General features: G+C 33.5%; 7 protein-coding genes. All 7 read left to right on the top strand.

The genetic code is table 11. From position 1 onward, the window contains the following. Window positions 1-2 precede the first annotated feature (2 nt). The 7 genes from GR162_RS12980 to GR162_RS12950 all read left to right on the top strand — a co-directional run bounded on the left by GR162_RS12980 (window position 3) and on the right by GR162_RS12950 (window position 21,276). Entirely contained in the window at window positions 3-2,078 is a 2,076-nt protein-coding gene (locus GR162_RS12980) for a fibronectin type III domain-containing protein (protein WP_160782521.1), read from the top strand. 39 nt (window positions 2,079-2,117) lie between these two features. Next, on the top strand, window positions 2,118-3,449 hold the full coding sequence (locus GR162_RS12975) for a hypothetical protein (protein ID WP_160782520.1): 1,332 nt from the start codon (window positions 2,118-2,120) through the stop codon (window positions 3,447-3,449). 4 nt (window positions 3,450-3,453) lie between these two features. Next, entirely contained in the window at window positions 3,454-4,626 is a 1,173-nt protein-coding gene (locus GR162_RS12970; protein ID WP_160782519.1) for a hypothetical protein, read from the top strand. Between the two features lie 74 nt (window positions 4,627-4,700). Continuing rightward, window positions 4,701-5,879, top strand: a complete 1,179-nt coding sequence (locus GR162_RS12965; protein WP_160782518.1) for a hypothetical protein — start codon at window positions 4,701-4,703, stop codon at window positions 5,877-5,879. Continuing rightward, window positions 5,876-12,232, top strand: a complete 6,357-nt coding sequence (locus tag GR162_RS12960; protein ID WP_160782517.1) for a T9SS type A sorting domain-containing protein — start codon at window positions 5,876-5,878, stop codon at window positions 12,230-12,232. Before GR162_RS12965 ends, GR162_RS12960 begins: the two co-directional genes overlap by 4 nt. Window positions 12,233-12,326: 94 nt before the next feature. Next, window positions 12,327-14,774 (top strand): hypothetical protein, encoded by a 2,448-nt coding sequence (locus GR162_RS12955; RefSeq protein ID WP_160782516.1) that lies wholly within the window; start codon window positions 12,327-12,329, stop codon window positions 14,772-14,774. Between the two features lie 43 nt (window positions 14,775-14,817). Then, complete coding sequence (locus GR162_RS12950; RefSeq protein ID WP_160782515.1) at window positions 14,818-21,276, top strand: fibronectin type III domain-containing protein; 6,459 nt, start codon at window positions 14,818-14,820, stop codon at window positions 21,274-21,276. The last annotated feature ends 3 nt before the right edge of the window (window positions 21,277-21,279 follow it).

Here is a 21,279-nt window from a genome sequence, read left to right as displayed (position 1 = left end):
TAATGAAGTTCAAATTTTTCTTTATCCTTTCTTTAATTTTCAATTTTTCTGGAATTGCCCAAAACAATTCTAAGGAAAATAATGACATAGAAAAAAAGAACGAAATCCAAGTAATTGCTAGAGTTCAAAAAGACCGCATTTTATTACGTTGGGCAGTAAATACTCCTATTGCTTGGAAAAAATTAAATACTTACGGTTATTTAATTGAACGATTTACCGTTACAAGAGACAACAAAACACTGGCAAAACCAGAACGTGTAGTTTTAGCTGAAGCTTTTAAACCAGAACCAGTAGAGACATGGGAAAAATTAATTGATGAAAATGATAATGCCGCCATTATTGCTCAAGCAATTTTTGGAGAAAGCTTTAGCGTGACTGGAGCTGATAATTTAGAATCTATTGTAAATCTTTCTGAAGAAGCTGAACAGCGTTTCACATTTGCATTATATACAGCTGATAAAGATTTTGAAGTTGCTAAAAAAGCAGGTTTAGGTTTTGAAGACAAAAATGTAAAGCAAAACGAAAAATATGCCTATCGAATTTCCTCAAATGTGCCCGAAAAAGAGTTAAGCATTGTTTATGGAGGAGTATTTGTTAGCTTAAAAGAATATGAGCCATTACCAAAACCAATGGATCTAACAGCACATTTTACTGACAATAGCACTATGTTAAGTTGGAATTTTAAAATTCTATCTCATATTTATGGAAGCTACTATGTGGAACGTTCTACTGATAAAATTAATTACAAAAGAATCACAGAAAAACCATACACAAGCTTAAGTCAAGAAAATGCAAACAATAATAGAATTTTTTATGTTGATTCTATAGCAAATAATACTTCATATAATTATCGTATTCAAGGAATTTCTCCTTTTGGTGAGCTAGGCCCCTATTCAGAGGTTGTTTCTGGAAAAGGAAAAGCTTTATTGAAATATGTTCCGCACTTAACGGTAAAAGATTTCAAAGACGATTCTACTGTTACATTAACTTGGGAATTTCCGGAAGAAGGGAATAATGAAATTTCTGGGTTCGAGCTTAACCGTTCTGATTACGACGATGATAAATATGTCAAAGTAATCAAAAATATTCCAGCAAAAGATCGTTCTGTAACTTATAATAAATTACTTGCTACGAATTACTTTACCATTACGGCCGTTGGAAAAAATGGAAATAGCAGAACTTCTTTTCCTATGCTAGTTCAGCCTGTTGATTCTATTCCGCCTGCAAAGCCAATTGGCCTAAAAGCTACAATTGATAGTTTGGGTGTTGTAAAATTATCTTGGGCTCCAAATAAAGAAAAAGACCTTTTAGGATATCGCGTTTACAAAGGAAATACTGCCGAAGAAGAATTTAGCCAATTGACAGTCAGCCCTCATGAAAAGAACACTTTTGAAGACAAAGTAATTCTTAAAAGTTTAAACAGTAAGGTTTACTATCGTATTATAGCTGTAGATTACCGATATAACATGTCTCCTTTTTCAGAAACTTTAATTGTAAAAAAACCAGATGTTATTCCACCTGCTTCTCCTGTTTTTACAAAATATGAGGTAAAAGACGGAGCCGTATTTTTAGAATGGGCAAACAGCCAAAGTGAAGATGTAAAGTCACATCAGCTTTATCGAAAAGAAAATGATCAGGAAAAATGGGAATTAATATGGAGTGGCACAGATAAATCTGAAGCTTATCAAGATAAAAAAGCAAAAGAAGGCTCTACTTACAGATATGCCATTTATGCAAAAGATGAAAGCGAACTAGTTTCTAAGCCGTCTCCAGAAATTGCTCTATTTGTTCCAAATTATACCGTAAAACCAGCTGTAAAAGGATTCTTTGCGCAAGCAAATACAACTACAAAAAGTATTGACTTGTCTTGGAGCTATGATGAAGCTGGAGTAGAAAGTTTTGAAATATACAAAGCTACAAATGCAGAACCTTTGCAATTAATTCAAATGGTAAAATCTGAAACTAGAAAATTATCAGATCCAACATTAACAATTAATACAACTTATAAATACGGAATACGAGCATTGTTCAAAGATGGAAGAATGTCTAAGATGGATTTCTATACCGTGAAATTTTAATTTATAGATCTTGTTTTAAATTCCAACTTTAATAAATATATGAGGAACCTCTACATACTATTTTTTCTATTTACTAGTGCATTTTGCTATTGTCAAACTTATGATTTTGATGTAGTCGATGGTGTATTATGCAATACTTGCTGGGAGGGTCCACAAGGACCAACTTACAACACTTTTGAAGCTACTAAGTTCACGTGGTCTGTAAAACAAAATAGTACAATTACAATAGCTTCAGGTAATAAAAATGGTTATGTTCCTAATGGTAAAAATACCACAAGCTATACAAACAAAGTCTTTTCAGCAACAAGTACATTTTTAATTTCAATTAATTCTACAGGAAGTGTGCATTATGAAAATGGCAGCAGTGGTCCTTGTAATACAAATACTTCTGTAACTGCCACACTTGATAATTTAATAATAAATGGCTTTGCCGGATTTAGTGATTCTCCTTGTGGAATTACAGCCCGTATCACGAACTTCAAGCCAAGTAATTTAGTCATCACTAATTTAAACCTCGAAAATCCAAATAATGTATGCGCGGGCGAAATGTTAAACCTATCTGTAAATGGAGCTGGATTGTACCCAAACGTAGCATTTCATTGGCAGTATTCGGTAGACAACTCAACTTGGATTGATTTGCCAACTGCTAAAAATAATAGAACAATTACAGAATTTTCTATACAAGAACTCTTAGGCAATTCGCATATTAATTATTTTAATAAGCCACTTTATTTTAGATTAGGTTATATAGGAAGGCCATTTACTAACACATTTACTATTAATTATTCTCCTTGTGCTCCTGTTGCTGAAAGAATATTTTATCAAGGTCCAAAATGCAATGGAGATAATATTCAAGCAATTGATGTTTTTTTTGATCGCAACCTTACACAAAATGAAGATATCAGTATTATGTATGTATTAAATAGTGTTACATCAGCTATATCTTTTCAAAATACAGCAATAATAAAATCTCTTGTTTTTGATTCGGCAGTCCAAAAATATAAATACTCTTTTACAAATCTTGGAAAATTAGAAAATGGCCAAACCTACAATATCAAGTACCAAACGAGATTAAATGAACAAAATACTGGAGCTTTAGAAAGTACAAATACTCCGTTCAAATATGTAGATCCCGAAAAATTAAGTTTTAACACTAAAGGTGAGCTTCCTTCTTGTGTGGGAGGAAATGATGGCTTTATTGAAATCACAATTACTAGTGGCACTTCTCCTTTTCATTTTTATAAAAATCAAGAGGAAATCATTCCCGAATATAGCAATGGAAAGTATTACATTAGAAATTTAAGCCAAGACAATTATAACATTGTAGTTACTGACGCCAGTGGCTGTATAGACAAAAACGCAAATGACTAAAAAGATGAAAACAAAATTATTGATTGTATTATTTCTCTTTTTTGGACTAATACAATTTTCAAATGGACAGGCAACCAAATATGGTATGCTGGTAAAAACAACATTAGACCCTTTTCAAGGCTGGAATGGAAGTCATGCAGGAAATTTAAGTATAACAGTAGGCTCTAATTCCGTGACAGAAGGCAGTAATACAACAGATAATGTTGTTACTGCATACACATTCTTTTATGTAACCGATAATCCAACAAAAATTGTTTGCAGCAGTCGTACAGCAGGAAACAAAGATGGAAGTGATTGTACTTTAAGCAAAACTATTGCTTACAACAAAGAAACATTTGATAGTGATTTTTTTGGAGGCTGCATTGGAGATGCCGACATGATGGGAATATATCTACCACAGCCATCTAATTCTAATGTCTGCAAAAATGATGTAATCACTTTAACAAGAGGCTGGAACTGGCAATATAGTTATGATGGAGTTAACTGGTCAAACTTTCCAAGTAATTATCAAGCAAAACGGGCTATTTCTTTTACAATGGCAACATTAGGCGGTTATGAAGGAAAGACTCATTTATATATAAAAACTGGATACAATACAACTTTCACAGACTTCATTATCTATGACATTATTCCATGTCCACCTGGTTTAATTGAAACTCCAATTGTCACAAGCACTACCTGTATCAACAATAATGACGGTAAAGTTGTTTTTACTTATGATCGAGATTTAGACTTAGCAAAAAATGAACGTTTTGTTTTTACTTTCTTTAAGCAACCAGGTGATATTGTAGTGGCTACACCTGATTTGTCTATTGATAACGTAAACAGAAAGTTAAATTTCTCGGGCTTGGCCCCAGGTAACTATTCTATAAAATATCAAACTTTTATAAGCAATCAACCAACAAGCACAAATCCCGCTCCAGACCCAAGTTTTACTATTCCTTCTGCTACAGCTGTAACTTTCCAGGTTACTGAAATTCAACCCGCTTGCTTTAATGAGAAAGGGAAAATAAAATTGACTGCATCGGGCGGAACAGGAATTTATTTTTACAAAATAGATTCAGATCCTGAAGTACAATTTACTTCGCCAACAGGCGAAATTAATGTTTCATATGGTCAACATTCTATTAAAGTAAGAGATACTAATTCATGTATCGATTTATCAGCTAACGAATAAGTATGAAGAAATTTTACTTTACATTTTTTATTATTTTATTTATAAACTGCAAAGTTTGTTCGCAAACGTATATTATGTATACAAATGCTGGAGATGCTGGCAGTTATACCCTCAATTATTATACAAAAGATCAATACTATTATAGATACTGGATAAAAAAAACTGATGGAAATTTGCTATATCCTATAAAAGCAGTCAATAATTATTTAATATTTGATCAAAAACCCACTCAATTCTATTTTGATGCTTACAGACCTGAGTCTTACAGCTGTAGTGGTCCATGCGGTGAAGACTGGACTTCTGGATTAGAAGCCACCAATTTTAATGTCAATTGTTATAAAGTGTCAGGCATTTCTGGTGGTAGGTCAGGTGCAGAAATAATCCCTGAATTCAGCATAATAAGTAATCAAGTATTAATACAGCCGAGTCCTGATAACTCTTTCTGTGATAAAGTAAACTTACAAGCTACAGGTTGTACAGGCACGCAGCGTTTTATATGGGAATATCGAATTGAAGGCGGCAATTTTCAATCAACAAATGTCAGTACAGCCTTTAATCAAACATTTCAATTTAATAGATCAACTTATGTTTCTTCAACTTATGTCGGAAACATTGACTTTCGTGTTCTCATTGATTCTGACACTACTATTACTGGAGAAGAAGTTTACTCAAATATTGTATCATATTATGTAAATCCATGCCCTCCTGTTTTAAACTCAGTTTCTTCAAATAATCTCACATCTTGTGTATATAAATCTGATGGCGAAGTAACATTAAACTTTGACAGAGGACTTCAAGATAATGAACAATATGAAATGGCTTTGAAACATACTGATGGTTCCGGTTTAACTAATAAAATTATAACAAAATCTATGATGGCAGCCAATCCAAAAAGCTATACATGGACAGGACTCGGAATACAATCCTATATTTTAACTTATCAAACAAGATTAACAACCGCAAATGGCACAAGTTTAAGTCAGGCTTTAAATAAAACTTTTACAGTAGGCCCACCCAGCCAATTTAGTTATCAAATAATAACGACTCAACCGGCATGTCACAATCAATCTGGTATAATAAAAATAAGTGCTTCTAATGGAACTAGTCCCTATTTCTATTCCATTGACTCAGCAACCGAAGTTGAATTTTTATCTATTACAGACGAAATTACTTTGCCAGCAGGTGATCATTATATAACAGTTAGAGATTCTAAAAATTGCATAGATATAAACGCAAACGATCAAAAAATATGAAAAAAATTATACTCTTTTCTTTATTATTAACATCCTTCCTACTTTATTCTCAAACAGGAGTTAGGAAAGTTGTTATTAATAATCCTGCAGCTATTGTTATTGAAGGTACAGAAAAAGCAGCTTCAGGTTTTGGAGAGAACAACGGACGTATTGAAAGTTTTGCTATAACTGGAGGAACTTTATTAAATAATGCCAGCTACACACAAGTATGGACAAAGGATGGGGCTCAATTTACTCCTACTGACTTCAATAAGCTTTATGCGGGTACTTATATCGTAACAGTGACCGACTCTAAAAACTGCTCTCTTTCAAAAACATTTACTATAGGCCAGCCTCAAAAATTAGAAGTTCTAATTTCTGGAAATAAAATTGCCTGCTTTGGTGGCACTGGAAGTCTAGTTGCATCAGTTTCAGGAGGTACTGTTAATTTAGGTTATTCTTATGTCTGGCAAAAAAAAGAAGGAGCCATTTACAATACTGTATTTGGAAAATCAGATAGCAATCCTAATGGTTTAGATACAGGCATTTATAGAGTTGTAGTTACAGACAATGCTAGTCCTGCCAATACAACTATTTCTGAAGATTTCTTCTTAGACCAAAATACACAATTAACTGCTATACCAAATTTAACAAATGTTAACTGTAGAGGAGGAAATAACGGCATGGTAAGTTTAACACTTGGAGGAGGAACAGGTGCTTATAATGTACAATGGACAAATGGTCCAGTAGGAGCAACTAGAACAAATTTGGTCGCAGGAATTTATCAGTATACTGTTACTGATGCAAATGTTGCAGGCTGTTCTATAGTTGGTTCTGTCCAAGTTACGGAACCCTCAACATCATTAACTGTCAATCCTTCAATAACTCAAACCCAGCCTTCTACACCAACGACCTTTGATGGAAAAATAAAAGTGTCCGGAACAGGCGGTACTCCGGGATATACTTATGCATGGTACAAAGGAAACACACTAATTAATCCCGATCCTGATCAAGACGGTGAAGCTGTTGGTCTTGATAATGGTACATATCATGTTATCATAACAGATGCAAATAATTGCTCTGTTACGAGTGCAGATATGGTACTAAATGCTTTAGCAATAGCAATTGATGCTCATACAGATATTAAATGTTTTGGCGAATCGACAGGTAATATAACAGCAAGAGCTTTTGGAGGTTTAGGATCTGGATATACTTATAAATGGTACAAAATTAATGGGGGTAGTGAAACTGCTATAGGAATAACAGCTGCAACAATAAGTAATATCCCATACGGAACTTACAGAGTAAGAGTTAACGAAGGACAAACTCCTTCGGCTTATATCGATTATACTCTTACACAGCCGACTGCACCGCTAAATGTAACTTATACTAAAGCTGATCCAAGTTGTTTTGGAGGAAATAATGGTAATATTATATTGGACGTTTCTGGAGGAACAGTAGGAAGTGGCTACACCTATTTATGGAGTAATGGAAGTACAGCAAAAGATCAGACCGCTTTAACTGCAGGAACTTATTCAGTAACTGTAAACGATGCCAACAATTGTCCGTTTACTATAAGCGGAATTGTTCTTGGACAACCTACTCCTATTACTATTCCTGCCCCTTCAATTACAAATGTTTCCATTTACGGGCAAAGTACTGGTGCTATTACTCTAAATCCTATAACTGGAGGAACTCCAAATAATGGAAACTATACTTATAACTGGACATACGATAAAGACAATACCTTTTCAAGAACTACAAAAGATATTTCCGGGCTTAAAGCTGGTAAATATACTTTAGCAGTAACAGATAGTAAATCATGTATTGCCACACAAACATACACAATTACTGAAAATCCAGAATTAATTGTTTCTATAAATGAAACTAAATCTATTTTATGTAATGGAGACACTAACGGTGAAATAACAGCTACTGTTAACGGAGGAGTTGCCAATTATATCTACAAATGGTATAAAAACGGGGTTTTAATTGCAGGAAACACTAATGTTCTTCCTAATTTGGGTTTTGGAAAATATAAGTTAATTGTAACCGATAATGTTAATGCAACAAAAGAAAGCAATGAACTTGATCTAGTACAACCTAGCATCTTAACTGTTGCACTAACTTCGACCACACCTGTTTTATGTTACGGAAATGCTACAGGAGCAATAAACATTAATGCTTCAGGTGGAACTACACCGTATACTTTTGCTTGGAAAAAGGACAATGCTGATTATGCTAACACAGAAAATTTAACAGGGCTTACTGCAGCGATTTATAGTTTAGTGGTTACAGATAAAAATGGATGTTCAGTAGCATTAAACAACATTGCAATAACCCAGCCTGTCGCGCCACTAGCCATAATTGATGTTCAAGTAAAAAACTTAACAGGTTTTGAAACCAAAAATGGTGTTATTGAGGTTAATATTACTGGAGGAACAACGAATTATACCTATGCTTGGAGAGTAAAAGGAACAACTCCAGTCATAGGAACTTCAAAATTATTAGATCAGCTGGCAATTGGAACTTATGTACTTACTGTTACAGATCAAAGTAATTGTACTATTACTAAAGAATATACATTAATTCAACCACCTAGATTAGATATTACGGGTATCACAATGACTCCAAATACACAAGTAAAATGTTTTGGAGACACAACAGCAGAATTAACTGCAACAATTACTGGTGGTGTGCCTGCTTATATTTATAAATGGTATAATGCTTCGGCCCCAACTGTAGTATTATCAACAACAAACAAAGTTTCAAATTTAGGAGCTGGAAAATATATTGTTTCAGTAACAGACCAAAACAATAACGTTTTATACGGAGTAAACGAATTTACAGTTACGCAACCAAATCCATTAGCAATTGCCAATACAAAGACGGAGGTTTCTTGTAAAAATGGAAACGATGGTACGATCAATTTAACTATAAATGGAGGTTCTTCTGACTATAATATCGTATGGAATTATAATTCTACAGTTAATAACGGGAAAACTAATATTAGTAATCTTCCCGCAGGAACTTATACTGTGACAGTATCAGACAGAAATGCCGTAAACTGCTCTATCAGTCAAACAATTACCATTTCTGAACCTGCTAATGAACTAGCAATTGCAAGCGATGAAGTTAAAAATGCAACTGGTTTTGGGCTAAGCAACGGAAAAATTTCTGTTCAAATCTCTGGCGGAACTTCAAATTATTCTTATAAATGGTTTAAAAATAATGTAGAAATTAATGGTCAAACTACAGCTGTTCTGAACAACCAACCAGCTGGATCGTACAAATTAGTCGTAACGGACAGTAAAAATTGTACTTTAGAAAAAACATTTACAATAACAGAACCATTAGAACTTAAAGTTACTGTTTCTGTAGCTAAAACTATTGATTGTTTCGGTTCAACTGGTATCTTAAGAGCAAAAGCAGTTACAGGAACTGGTGTTCCAGATGCGCAGGGATTCTACACTTACAAATGGTTCAGAGAAAATGGTACTTTAATTAATACAACTTTAAATGCTGAAGCAACAACAGGAAATATTCCTACTGGTAAATATTATGTAACTGTTATCGATTCAAATAACAATCAGACTACTTCTAGCCTATTCGAAATTACACAGCCAACTCAAATCATTGTAACTACGGCAAATAAACAAGATGTAACTTGTTATGATGGATACGATGGAGTTGTAGAAATTAACGTAACTGGAGGAACGCCTGATATCGTTGCAGGAGCACCTGTTTACACTTATCTATGGAGTAACGGAAGCACCGATAAAAACCAATATAGCTTAAGAAAAGGAACTTATTCTGTTTCGGTTTACGACGGAAACTTATGTATTGGAACATTAAACAATATTGTCATTAATCAGCCTCAAGATTTCGGATTTGATTTGGATAAAATTGTACCAACAATTCCAACAGCTGGAAATAGTGACGGCGCACTTCATATCGAGATTGTCGGCGGAGTTGCTCCTTACAGATATGTATGCAGAGACAGTAACGGAACAATTATTAAAGACGTTCCGAATTCGAATTTAAAACAAGTTGATTTCACAAATTTAGCTTCAAGCATTTTTACTGTTTCGGCAACCGATGCAACTGGATGTACAAAATCAACAGAGTTTGATTTTAACAACAATGTATTGGAAATCAGCATTAGCCAGTCTGCAGAAATTACTTGCAATAATGGTAAAAATGGAGCTATAACAGCGGCTGTAAAAGGAGGTTTTGGAATTAGAACAATTTCTTGGTATAAGAATGGTGTTAAAATTCCGAACGAATCAAATGCATTGCTAAGCAATCTTGAAATCGGAACTTATTATGCTGTGGTAAAAGACTTCAATAAAGTAGAAGTTACAAGTCAATCAATTGTCATTACACAGCCAGATCCGATTGCGGTTACTTATACGCAAAAAAATGTAAACTGTTTAGGATTCAATGACGGTACTATAACATTAACAGCTTCTGGTGGAAGTAATCTTTTCCAATACCGCTATAAATCGCAAGATTCAAATTATGGCAATTGGATAGCTTTTAATAATCTTACTGCAGTAATTCCAAATTTAAAAGCTAATACTTACGACATTCAAGTGCAAGACAGTAAAGGCTGTAATTATACTTCAATCGTAAATGTTGAAATTACGGAGCCAAAGCAGCTTGTAATAACTCAAAATACAATAACTCCAGCAACAGGTTTTGGACTTTATAATGGAAGTATCAATATTGTGGTTCAAGGCGGAACCCAGGCTTATAACTATAAATGGTTTACAAGTTCAAATATTCAGGTTAACGGAACCACTGCAACTGTAGCAGATCTTTCTGCTGGTAAATATTATGCTATTGTAACTGATGCCCAAGGATGTACAATTACTTCTGAATTATACGAAATTACACAACCTGATTTATTAGTTGCTACTATTACTTCTGTTAGTTCAGTTTTATGTAATGGAGATAAAAATGCCAGTATTAAAGCAAATGTAACTGGAGGTATTGCAGGATATACATACAAATGGCATTCTGTTCCAGATACAGGCGTTCTTGGAACAAATGTTACCTTAGGAAATCTTGGAATTGGAACTTACTATGTTGAAGTTACTGATACAAAAAACAACATTTCAAAAAGTGAATTGTTTGTGATTAACGAACCTCAAAAATTGAACAATACACTTTCTGCAGATTACACACTTTGCGGAGATGGAAATGATTGGACTATTACTCCTTCTGCTATTGGAGGAACAAAACCTTATACCTATTTATGGAATACTGGCGCAACTACTGAAGTTCTAAAAAATGCTGTACCAGGAACATATTCTCTAACAGTTACAGACTTTAATGGATGTACTATTACTAAATCTATTTCGTTTATTGCTCCACCTCATCTTGATGCTTCAGAAACAATTAAAATGCCAACATGTTATCTAGGCTCTGATGCAAAAATTGTGGTAACGCCAATTGCAGGTACAGCTCCATATACTTATTTATGGAACACTGGCGAGAAAACAAATACATTAAGCAATGCTCCAGCAGGTGCCTATTCAATTGAGATAACAGATTCTAGAGGCTGTAAAATTTTAAGAAGTTATACTGTGGTAGATCCTCCAAAAGATGTTATTTATTTGGGCGAAGATGTTACACTTTGCTACAAACAAAGCCTAACAATTAATGGTACTGTCGATGATGATAAGGCTACTTATGCATGGGCTTCTGACAAAGGATTCAAAAGTACCAATCCAATCATTACAGTTTCAGAACCAGCAAACTACACTCTTACGGTAACCAATAAATTAGGCTGCCAGGCAACAGATACAATTAATATTTCGAGCCAAGAATCTGATATCAGTGCTGAGTTTATTATGTCATCTCAAGTATTTGTTAATGAAAAATTTATCATCGTAGATGTTAGCAACCCAAAAGCAGATAAAATTGAATGGAAATTGCCTTCGGAAGCAATTGTTACAAACAATAATGGAGATTATGCCGAAATGAGTTTCCCTAAAGCTGGCGAATATGATATTACAATAAATACAGAAAAAGGCCGATGCACAGCTTCTCAGACCAAAACGATCATAGTAACTGAAGGTGAATATGTAGATCCAGACAATACTGATTTACAGAAAAAATTTGATATAAAACTTTATCCAAATCCATCAAACGGAATTTTTACTGTTGATGCAACATTAGATAAAGTGATGTCAGCCAGCGTTAAAGTTTACAATCTAAATAATAATGTAGTAATCGATTCAAAAAGCGGCACTGGAAAAGATGCATATTCATTCAATTTTAGCTTAAATGGACTTTCAGCGGGAATTTATTTTGTACTGTTTGAATCACAGCAGGGAACAAAACTGAGAAAACTAATTATACAATAAGTTAAAAACGTAAAATCAAAAGCCAATTTTTAAATAAAACAGTTCGAAATAAAAGGCTAGTCCTTCCCTATTTTGTTGCCCTGAATTTATCATAATGAGTTTAAAAAGAATATTATTTTTCAGCATACTATTGTGTAATACAATCACATTTGCACAAAATTTCAATGTTGAAGAATTAGGAAAAGCCAAATTAATAAATGTTTCTGGAGGAGCTTCAGCCAATGGAGTTTTCTATTCTGGAAACGCTGCCAGAGAACCTTTTACCTATTTCTTAAACGGAAATATCAATGTGAATGTCGCAGGTTTATACAATATTCCATTTTCATTTTCATACACCAATCAGAAGTTTGGATACAATAAACCAACTCTTATGAACCGCCTTAGCATACATCCCTCTTATAAATGGATAACTGGCCATATTGGAGACGTAAGCATGACTTTTTCGCCATACACTTTAGCAGGGCACCAATTTACAGGTTTGGGTGTTGATTTAACTCCGCAAGGAAAATTCAAAATCAGCGCCATGTATGGACGTTTGGTTAGAAGCAGCGAATATGATGCTATAAACACTGAACTTGTCCCAACATACAAAAGAATGGGATACGGTTTTAAAACACAGTATGCGCTTGAAAAAGTAAATCTAGGCCTTACCTTTTTTAAGGCAAGAGACGAGATAAATTCATTAGATATTCCTATTCCATTTGAATTGGGAGTTTCACCAAAAGAAAACGCTGCAATCAGCTTTGAAACTTCTTTTAAACTATTCAAAAAATTACAAGTTTTAACAGAATTTGCAAACAGCAGCATTACAGAAGATACTAGAGTCACTGGAAACACAAAAGCTCAAAATATTTCTTCTTTGTTTTTAAGCTCAAATCCAACAACAACGAGCTACAAAGCGATGAAAGGACAATTGGTTTATCCTGCGGGAAAAGGAACCTTAGGTTTGGGTTACGAACGCATAGATCCAAATTATAGAACATTGGGCGGTTATTATTTCAATAATGATTTAGAGAACGTTACAGTAAATGCTTCTCAAACTTTATACAATGATAAATTGAGCTTAAATCTGAATTTAGGTTTACAGAAAGACAATTTAGACAAACAGAAACAAAGCCAGATGAAGAGATTGGTTTCTTCAATAAGTGCAGATTTCAGAGCTAATCAAAAATTAAATTTCAACGTTAATTATTCTAATTTTCAATCGTATACCAATAGTCGAAATCAATTTGATTATATCAATCAAACCAATCAATATGAATATTTAGATACATTAAACTTCAGACAAGTCAATCAGAATGCGGCACTTACTGTCAATTATCTTTTGAAAAATGATAAAAAGCAAAAACAAGCTTTTAATGCTACATTCAGTATGCAGGATGCTGTAAATCAACAGGAAGGAAAAACAATTGCAGGCGGCTCAAGCACTTATTACAACACAGGACTTTCATACATTATTGGCTACCCGCAAAGAGATTTGAACCTAACAGCTTCTTTCAACAGCACCATTGGAAAACTGGACACTAGTGATAATCTAATTTTAGGACCTACAATTGGAGCTACAAAATTGTTTTATGAAAAAAAATTAAACGCCTCTTTTTCTACAAGTTACAACACAAGCTTTAATAATGGTGATAAAGTAAATGACATTTTTAATATCCGTTTGAATGGTTCTTACATCTACATGCAGAAACATAATTTCGGTTTAAACTGTATTACACTTTTTAGCAGCTCGCAAACCGTTCGCAATAATGATTTAACGGCTACTTTGTCTTACACCTACTCTTTTGATAAAATAAAACTTCGTCCTAAACGAGTGGAAGAAAAGCCTGCAGTTACAGCCAATGAAACTCGAGATAATATTTTGAAAATTTCTTCTCAAAATGTTGTTTTAGAAGGAACGAAAAGTGAAATTATCACCAAACTGGAACAGCTTCAAAACGATTTAAAACCACTACCTGATGAGCAATCAGAAAAGCTGAATAAGGAATTGAATACAGCAAGAATGGCTTTAGAAGATAAAGAATTCAAAGAAAAAGTATTGGATTATCTGGATGTTTACAATTCAAATAAAGAAACTATCGCACAATACAATTCTGTTCTTTCGGACATTATTCAGAAGTTAAATCGTGAAATAACTGCAAAAGATCAAAATATAGAACAAGTTTACACCACAGCAATTGGACGTGTTAATATGGACAAAATGCATGGCATAAATAGTGAAGATGCAAAAGATAAAGCAGCTTACAACAAATATTTAAAATTGGTAGAAAGAAGTAAAACAGCAGAAAAGCAATTAGTTAATCACAGATGGATGATGAGAGAATTTGCGATGCTTTCAAAACTACCTCAAAGCGAATTACAAAATAACGAATCAATTGCAGCTTTCAGCAAAATGGAAATCAATACGTTTTTTGATTTAAAAAATGATAAAAAACCAACAGAAGAAATCAGCAAGCAATTAGAAGAAAAAATGATTCCGTTTTACCATCAGCTTGCCGTAGAAAGAGCTGTAAATGATTCGATTGAATTAAAACATTAAGAGAAAAAGATTTTTAAAGTATAATAGTTATAAAAACACCCAAATGCTAAAAAAACTACAATTTCAACTATTCTTAACCCTTGGGTTTTGGCTTTCCGCAATAGTTTCTGGTATAGCACAGACTTATCCAGTAACAATTAGCACTCAAATAACACAGCCATCGCCAATCTATTTAAGCAATTATGCCGATGCGACTACTATAAACAGTCCCATTAAAGTACAGATTGCTTTAAACGATTTAACTATTTCCAATCGTCAGATACGACTGAAATGTTATTTCCAAGGACAGTCTATTTCGTTAATGACCAACGATTTTGTTGTCGGAGCACGTAATCTTTTCTTAGAAGGCGGAGTACCGCTCCAGTTGACCAATGTAGATTTAGCACCATACTTTGAATATCAGAATCTTGTCGGAATCAATCCGAATCAATATGCGCAAGCACTTCCAGAAGGTATTTATAATTTTTCTGTTGAGGTATATGACTTTGCAACCAACAAAAAACTTTCGAAGAAAACGAGTGTAACCACCATTATTTTCCAAAACGATCCACCATTTCTAAATCTTCCGCTGAATAATGCTTCTATTATGCAACAGAACATTCAGAACATTATTTTCAGCTGGACGCCTCGCCAAATCAACGTGAGCAATGTTGAATATGAGTTTTCTTTAGTCGAAATCTGGGATAAATACACTCCAGTTCAAAATGCATTTTTATACTCTCCTCCTCTTTTCACAACAACTACGCGTTCTACAACATTACAATATGGAGTTTCAGAACCGCAGTTGCTTCCTGGAAAAAAATACGCTTGGAGAGTAAAAGCAAAAGCACTTTTAGGCGCAGAAGAAATTGGTGTTTTTAAAAATAATGGATACAGCGAAATTTTCGCTTTTGATTACGAAACCTATTGTACCGCACCGCTGGCAATTACTACAACCGATATCAGCCAAGACCAGGCAAAAATAACATGGAGCGGAGATATTGATAATTTTGATTATCAAGTAAATTACCGTGAGAAAAACGCCAATTCAGATTGGTATAAAATAGTTACACCAAGGGAATTTGCAACCATCAGTAATTTAAAGCCAAATGCTACTTACGAATATACTGTTGGTGCATCTTGTGAAGCTGGTAAATATACTCATAGTACAGTTCATGAATTTACCACTATCGCGAAGGATGAAATTGCTTTTGTTGGTTGCGGTATCAAACCAGACCCTGCAGATTTAGCCAATAAAAATCCGCTTCCTGAACTTTTTGCAAATGACGTTGTAAAAGCTGGAGATTTCCCAATAGTCGTTTTACATTCAACTGGAAGCAATGGTAAATTCAGCGGAGATGGTTATGTAACTTTACCTTTCTTAGAAAAATTCCGTACACTTATCGACGCAGCTAATGCAGCAGGTGGGCCAGATATTGGCAAATATTCTCGTATTAGAATCACTTTCGATAACATCGGAATCAATACAGACTTTAAATTAATCTCTGGGGAGATTATCGCTAGTTATGATCCGACTTGGAAAGGAATGGCTGACGGAGATCAAATCCTGACAGATATCCTCGGAAGCGATGGTAAACCTATTGAAGGGAAACTAGATTATATTGTAAAATCTGCAACTTTAAATCCTGATGGAAGTACAACTATTACGGGTGAAAATGGAGCTGTTACAACGCTTCCTAAATCTCCGTATGATCAGGTTTATACGGATAAAAATGGAACTACAGTTACAATTCCTGCCAACGGAAGTGCCGCACCAACTATTGGCGCTCCTGCTCCTGCTGGAAAAGCAACAGCTTCAAATACAAATGGAATGTCATCAAGCGGAGAAGTGGCACAAATTTCATCTCCCGATGTTAGAATAACTTTTGAAGACAGTAAAGACAGTAAATACGCCTTTGATCCACAGCCAGAAAACGGATCAGCAAAACTTAAAAGCAGTTATGAGGTAATCCCGACTGGAGACGGAAAGATTTACAAAGTAAATTACAAAGCCGTTTCAGACTTAAATGGAGATGATTATGTTATAGCTAAAGCCGAATTTTCGAAAGGCAAGAAAAACTCAGATATTGTTTTCAAAACCATTACAGGAGGAAAAGTTGACGCAGAATGGACTTCTGATAATACCGCTAAAATTGCTCTTAAGAAGACTTTGAATTTTGGAAAAGACGGAATTATTGCCACAGTAAAAGGAACTCCAGTTAAATCTGCTCAAGATACTACCAAAACGGTTGAAGGCAAATATGATATTGCTGGAAAACTAAACGTTTGGCATTTGACTAAAAAATCTCCAATAAGCGTTACGCTTTTAAGTGTTAATGGAGCAACTACTCCAAATGTTGGCGATGCAGAAAAATTCCTTAATGAAGTTTACAATAAGGCTGGTATAAGCTTCACGGTAACAACTCAAAATGTAAAAATTAATACTTTGCCATCTGAAATTGAATGTGGCAACAGCGATCTATTAAATGTTTACACCGATGGACAAATAGATATCATAAGCCAGATTGAATCTAATGCAGATTTTAAATACAACGAAAAGACCTATTATGTTTTATACACTGGAAAATCTGGCCAAGATGGTTATGATGGTTTCATGCCACTTGGAGGTCAATACGCCTTCATATTTAATAGCGGAAATTTAAAAACTGCTGCGCACGAATTAGGGCATGGAATTTTTGGTTTAAAGCACCCATTTTCAACTAAAGAAGAATCTGGTAAGACTAATCTTTTAATGGATTATGGAAATGGTACCGTTTTATCTCACAACGATTGGGATATTATTCATAGTGGCGGATGGAAGTTTTATGGTTTCCAGAAGAGTTCTGCTGGGGCAGATCGTCAAGCTAATGAGCTTGATTTACTTGGAAATATTTTTAAAGTAACCGAAAACGAAGCTGCAAGTGGAAATATATTAGTAGCTCAACTCTCTGAAAAGACTCCTTTTTTAATTACTGGTTTTAATTTGCATCAAACTGAAACTAAAAAATTGCTTGCAACTTTTATAGGAAAAGTATCAGGTAATGAAGTAGTATACGAATTATCATATAGAGATAATGACTATACACGCGTTAGAAATATTGGTGATAAAATGCCATATCCGATTACCTTAAAGAGTAATGGAGATGCAGTCATTAAAATTTTGAATGATCAATGTTCTTATAGCAAAAAAACAATTTATGCTTGGAAGAAACCTGATAATGCTACTACTGCAAATGTAATTGAGCAAGTTAAAAAATATCTTGAAAAAGATAACAAATTTACAACTGTTGCATTATATTCTGCTGATCCTTCATGTAATGTCGTTAATTCATTAGTAGATTTAATTAACCATGACAAAAATAAATGTCAGCCTAATATTATTGAAGTCGATCTGAAAAAACTTAATACGCTATTTGCAAAATCAAGTTTTTCAAACCCAGAATTAGTTGATTTAATTGTAAACCAGCAAGTTTGTATTTCTGCTTTAAGAAAAGTAAGCTGGGAAAATTTAAGGAAAGCATTTAAACAATTAAGTTTGTCTTCTGAAATTAAAAATGATCAGGAAATTGCTATTTTGAGAGTGATGGTTGCAGTAAATTCAAAAAATTTACCTGATTTCTACAATTTATTATCTGCTAATAATCATGAAATTCTTATCAGTTTAAACAAAAAATTACATGATCATTCTATCAATCCTTATGATAATGAAAATTACACTTCTTTCTACCAGGGATTAATGGCAATGTTTTCTATCAATAATCTTGATCTTGATAGATTAATTCCTAAAGATGATTCAGCTGCTTACAATTTCATTAAAAATCTTGTCCCTGAATCTGTTACTGGTTTTGACGAAAGCTATTATTATGAATACGTAACAAACCAATCTGTAAGTGATAAATTTAAAATGATTCCTGTTTTCTGGAAAAGCATATCTATTGAAACAAGAAAGAATCTGATTGATTTAGCACTCAACAATAATTCAATGTTTGATAAATCTGAGGAAATTCTTTTAAATCTCTTCATTCATGTAAATGATCGTTATGGAATAACTGAAGAATTACAAAAAAATAATTATAGTTTATTATGGAGCGTTTATAAAGTATTGGATGGAAAAGAGAGAAAATTTTTCGTTCAAGATATTTTCTACAAAACATTAGTTTACAATAAAATTCCAAATGGTTATGCAAATAATTTAGCATTAGAAGTTACTAACAAATACAATACAATTCCTCCTTTAACAGAAGTTAGAAAAGAGCCATATTTCATGTTCTATGATCAAGGAATATTTAACGTGGTTTCAAATAATGGTGCTGTACTAGAATATCATTTACTTTCTACTAAATCATTGAGTAACCCAAGTCGAATTCTGTTTAATTGTAGTTATCAAGTAATAAATTCGAAAGATCCGAAAAATCCAGTACAACATCTTTTTGATCTCGCACCATATGATTATGTTGTTTTAGAGATTCCGAAAGATTTTACAGTAGATGGCAGGCAATTCAAAAAAGGACTTTTAGCTGTTCCTGCAATTTATGCATACTGGATGATTAATGCTGTAGAAGACCACAATGATGCAATATTACTTAGATTAGTAGCTGATGGAGTTGCTATAGCTTTGGCTCCATTTACAAGTGGCGGATCATTATTAACACTAGAATTAACAATGGTTTCTGCGGATGTGCTTATAACAGCAACTAATTATAATAATCCAGACGCTATAAGTCCGAAATATAATGCCATCTGGGATGCTGTTTATGCAATCTATAATTTACCAAGAGCTGTTTCTGGACTAACCAATTTAACACGAGGAGTTTTTCAATTTGCGGTTAAAGAAGGAAAATATATTGAAACCGTACGAGTAATGCGAAGTAGCATTAAAAATTTTGTTGCAGATTTTCAAAATTTAAATGAGACAGAAAGGCTAGCCCATTTAAATGCACTTGATAATTTAGCAGAAACGATAACCACTACGGTGAATAGAGGAACTCTCAACCCTGATGAAATAAGAGTTGCTAAAAAAATGTATGATCTGGTTGTGGAAGCTCGAATAAAATGCCAGAACATTGATCAAAGTCTTTCTTCAATTATAGATATAACTGTCGATAATGGAACTATTTTATTAAATAATGGTATAACAGCTAGTCCTGCAGTTGCAGAAGTTAACGTTTCAAAAAATATAGTTAATTTAAAAAATATAAAATGGCAACCAACTAATGTTAGAAATGTAGAAATTGTAAGCACATTTGATAAACTATCATATATAGATAAAACAGGGCAAACGACAACAGGAGCACTGAACATTGTAGAAGACTTAAATAATAGAGGATACTTTTATGCAACTCCAAAATTATTAGGACCTGTAACATTATCATCTAAACTAGAATCATCTCAACTTGCATTATTAAAAAGTGAAGTAAATGCATTAGATTCAACTCTAAAAACTAAGTTCTTTGAAGATTTTGCACTTGCAAATGATGCTGTTTTAAAAGAATTAGATGATATAGTTCATTACAATGACGATTACATCGCATTCAAAGAATTATGGAAAAACTCAAAACCTACTGACGTAAAAAGTTATGCCGGAGACATAGATAAATTCAAATCTTGGTGGTATCCAAATAAAGCAAAAGTTAATAATGAATTTTTTATTAATCAAAAGGCATTTGAAAAAGCTTTAAACAAAGATTACATTGAGAAATTAAACCTAGAAAAAATTCCAAGTACAGTAAGAGGTCAATATTGGAATAATTACAAGCAAAGCCAATGGGATAAGCTCGAAACCTTAGCAAAAGAATATAATATAAATTTTGATTCTAAAAGTAATGCTTTATGGCCACCTGCAAATGGCGGATATGGAGCACTAATTAAAAGAGTACCTAATAAAAATGAAGTTTTTGACAGATATGGTGGTTCATTTGGAGATCTTTCAGACGGGACGCCAAATTTAGGAGGAGCTTACACTAGTCCTATGTTTAATGGAAAACCTTATGACTTTGATAGTAGAGCATTAAATATGGAAAGAAATGAATATGATTTTTATTATCAAATTATAATCAAAGATCCATCAAAATTTGAAATCGAAACTAATAGAGCAATTCCTTGGTTTGGAAAAGTTGGAAAAGGTGAGCAATCTCGATTCATAATAAAAGATATTGATCCTGTAACAGGTTATCCAAAGACATGGTCTCAATTAGCACTAGAAGGATCAGTTGAAGTAATTGTTATGGAATCCCCAAGTGGTAAATATGCGACATGGGTTGGAAAAGGAAGAACGATATCTAAAACTGTAACTAGCGGTGCAGATACCTTAAGTGAATTTAAAGCATTAGGATTTACAGATGATATAGCAACTAAAATTATTGCCAAAAATAAATCGTTAAATTTGTCCGAAACAGAAGTTAAAACATTGATGCAAGATTTAAAAAGTAACTCTACTTTAATGAAAGCCCTTAGTAAAGATCCTGATAATGGTATTGATGCTTGGAAAATATTTAGTGATAATAAGAAACCTTTTTGTGATTAGAAA

This window comes from Flavobacterium sp. HBTb2-11-1, from assembly GCF_009826975.1.
Lineage (GTDB): Bacteria > Bacteroidota > Bacteroidia > Flavobacteriales > Flavobacteriaceae > Flavobacterium.
This window is presented reverse-complemented; position numbering and strand designations above follow the sequence as displayed.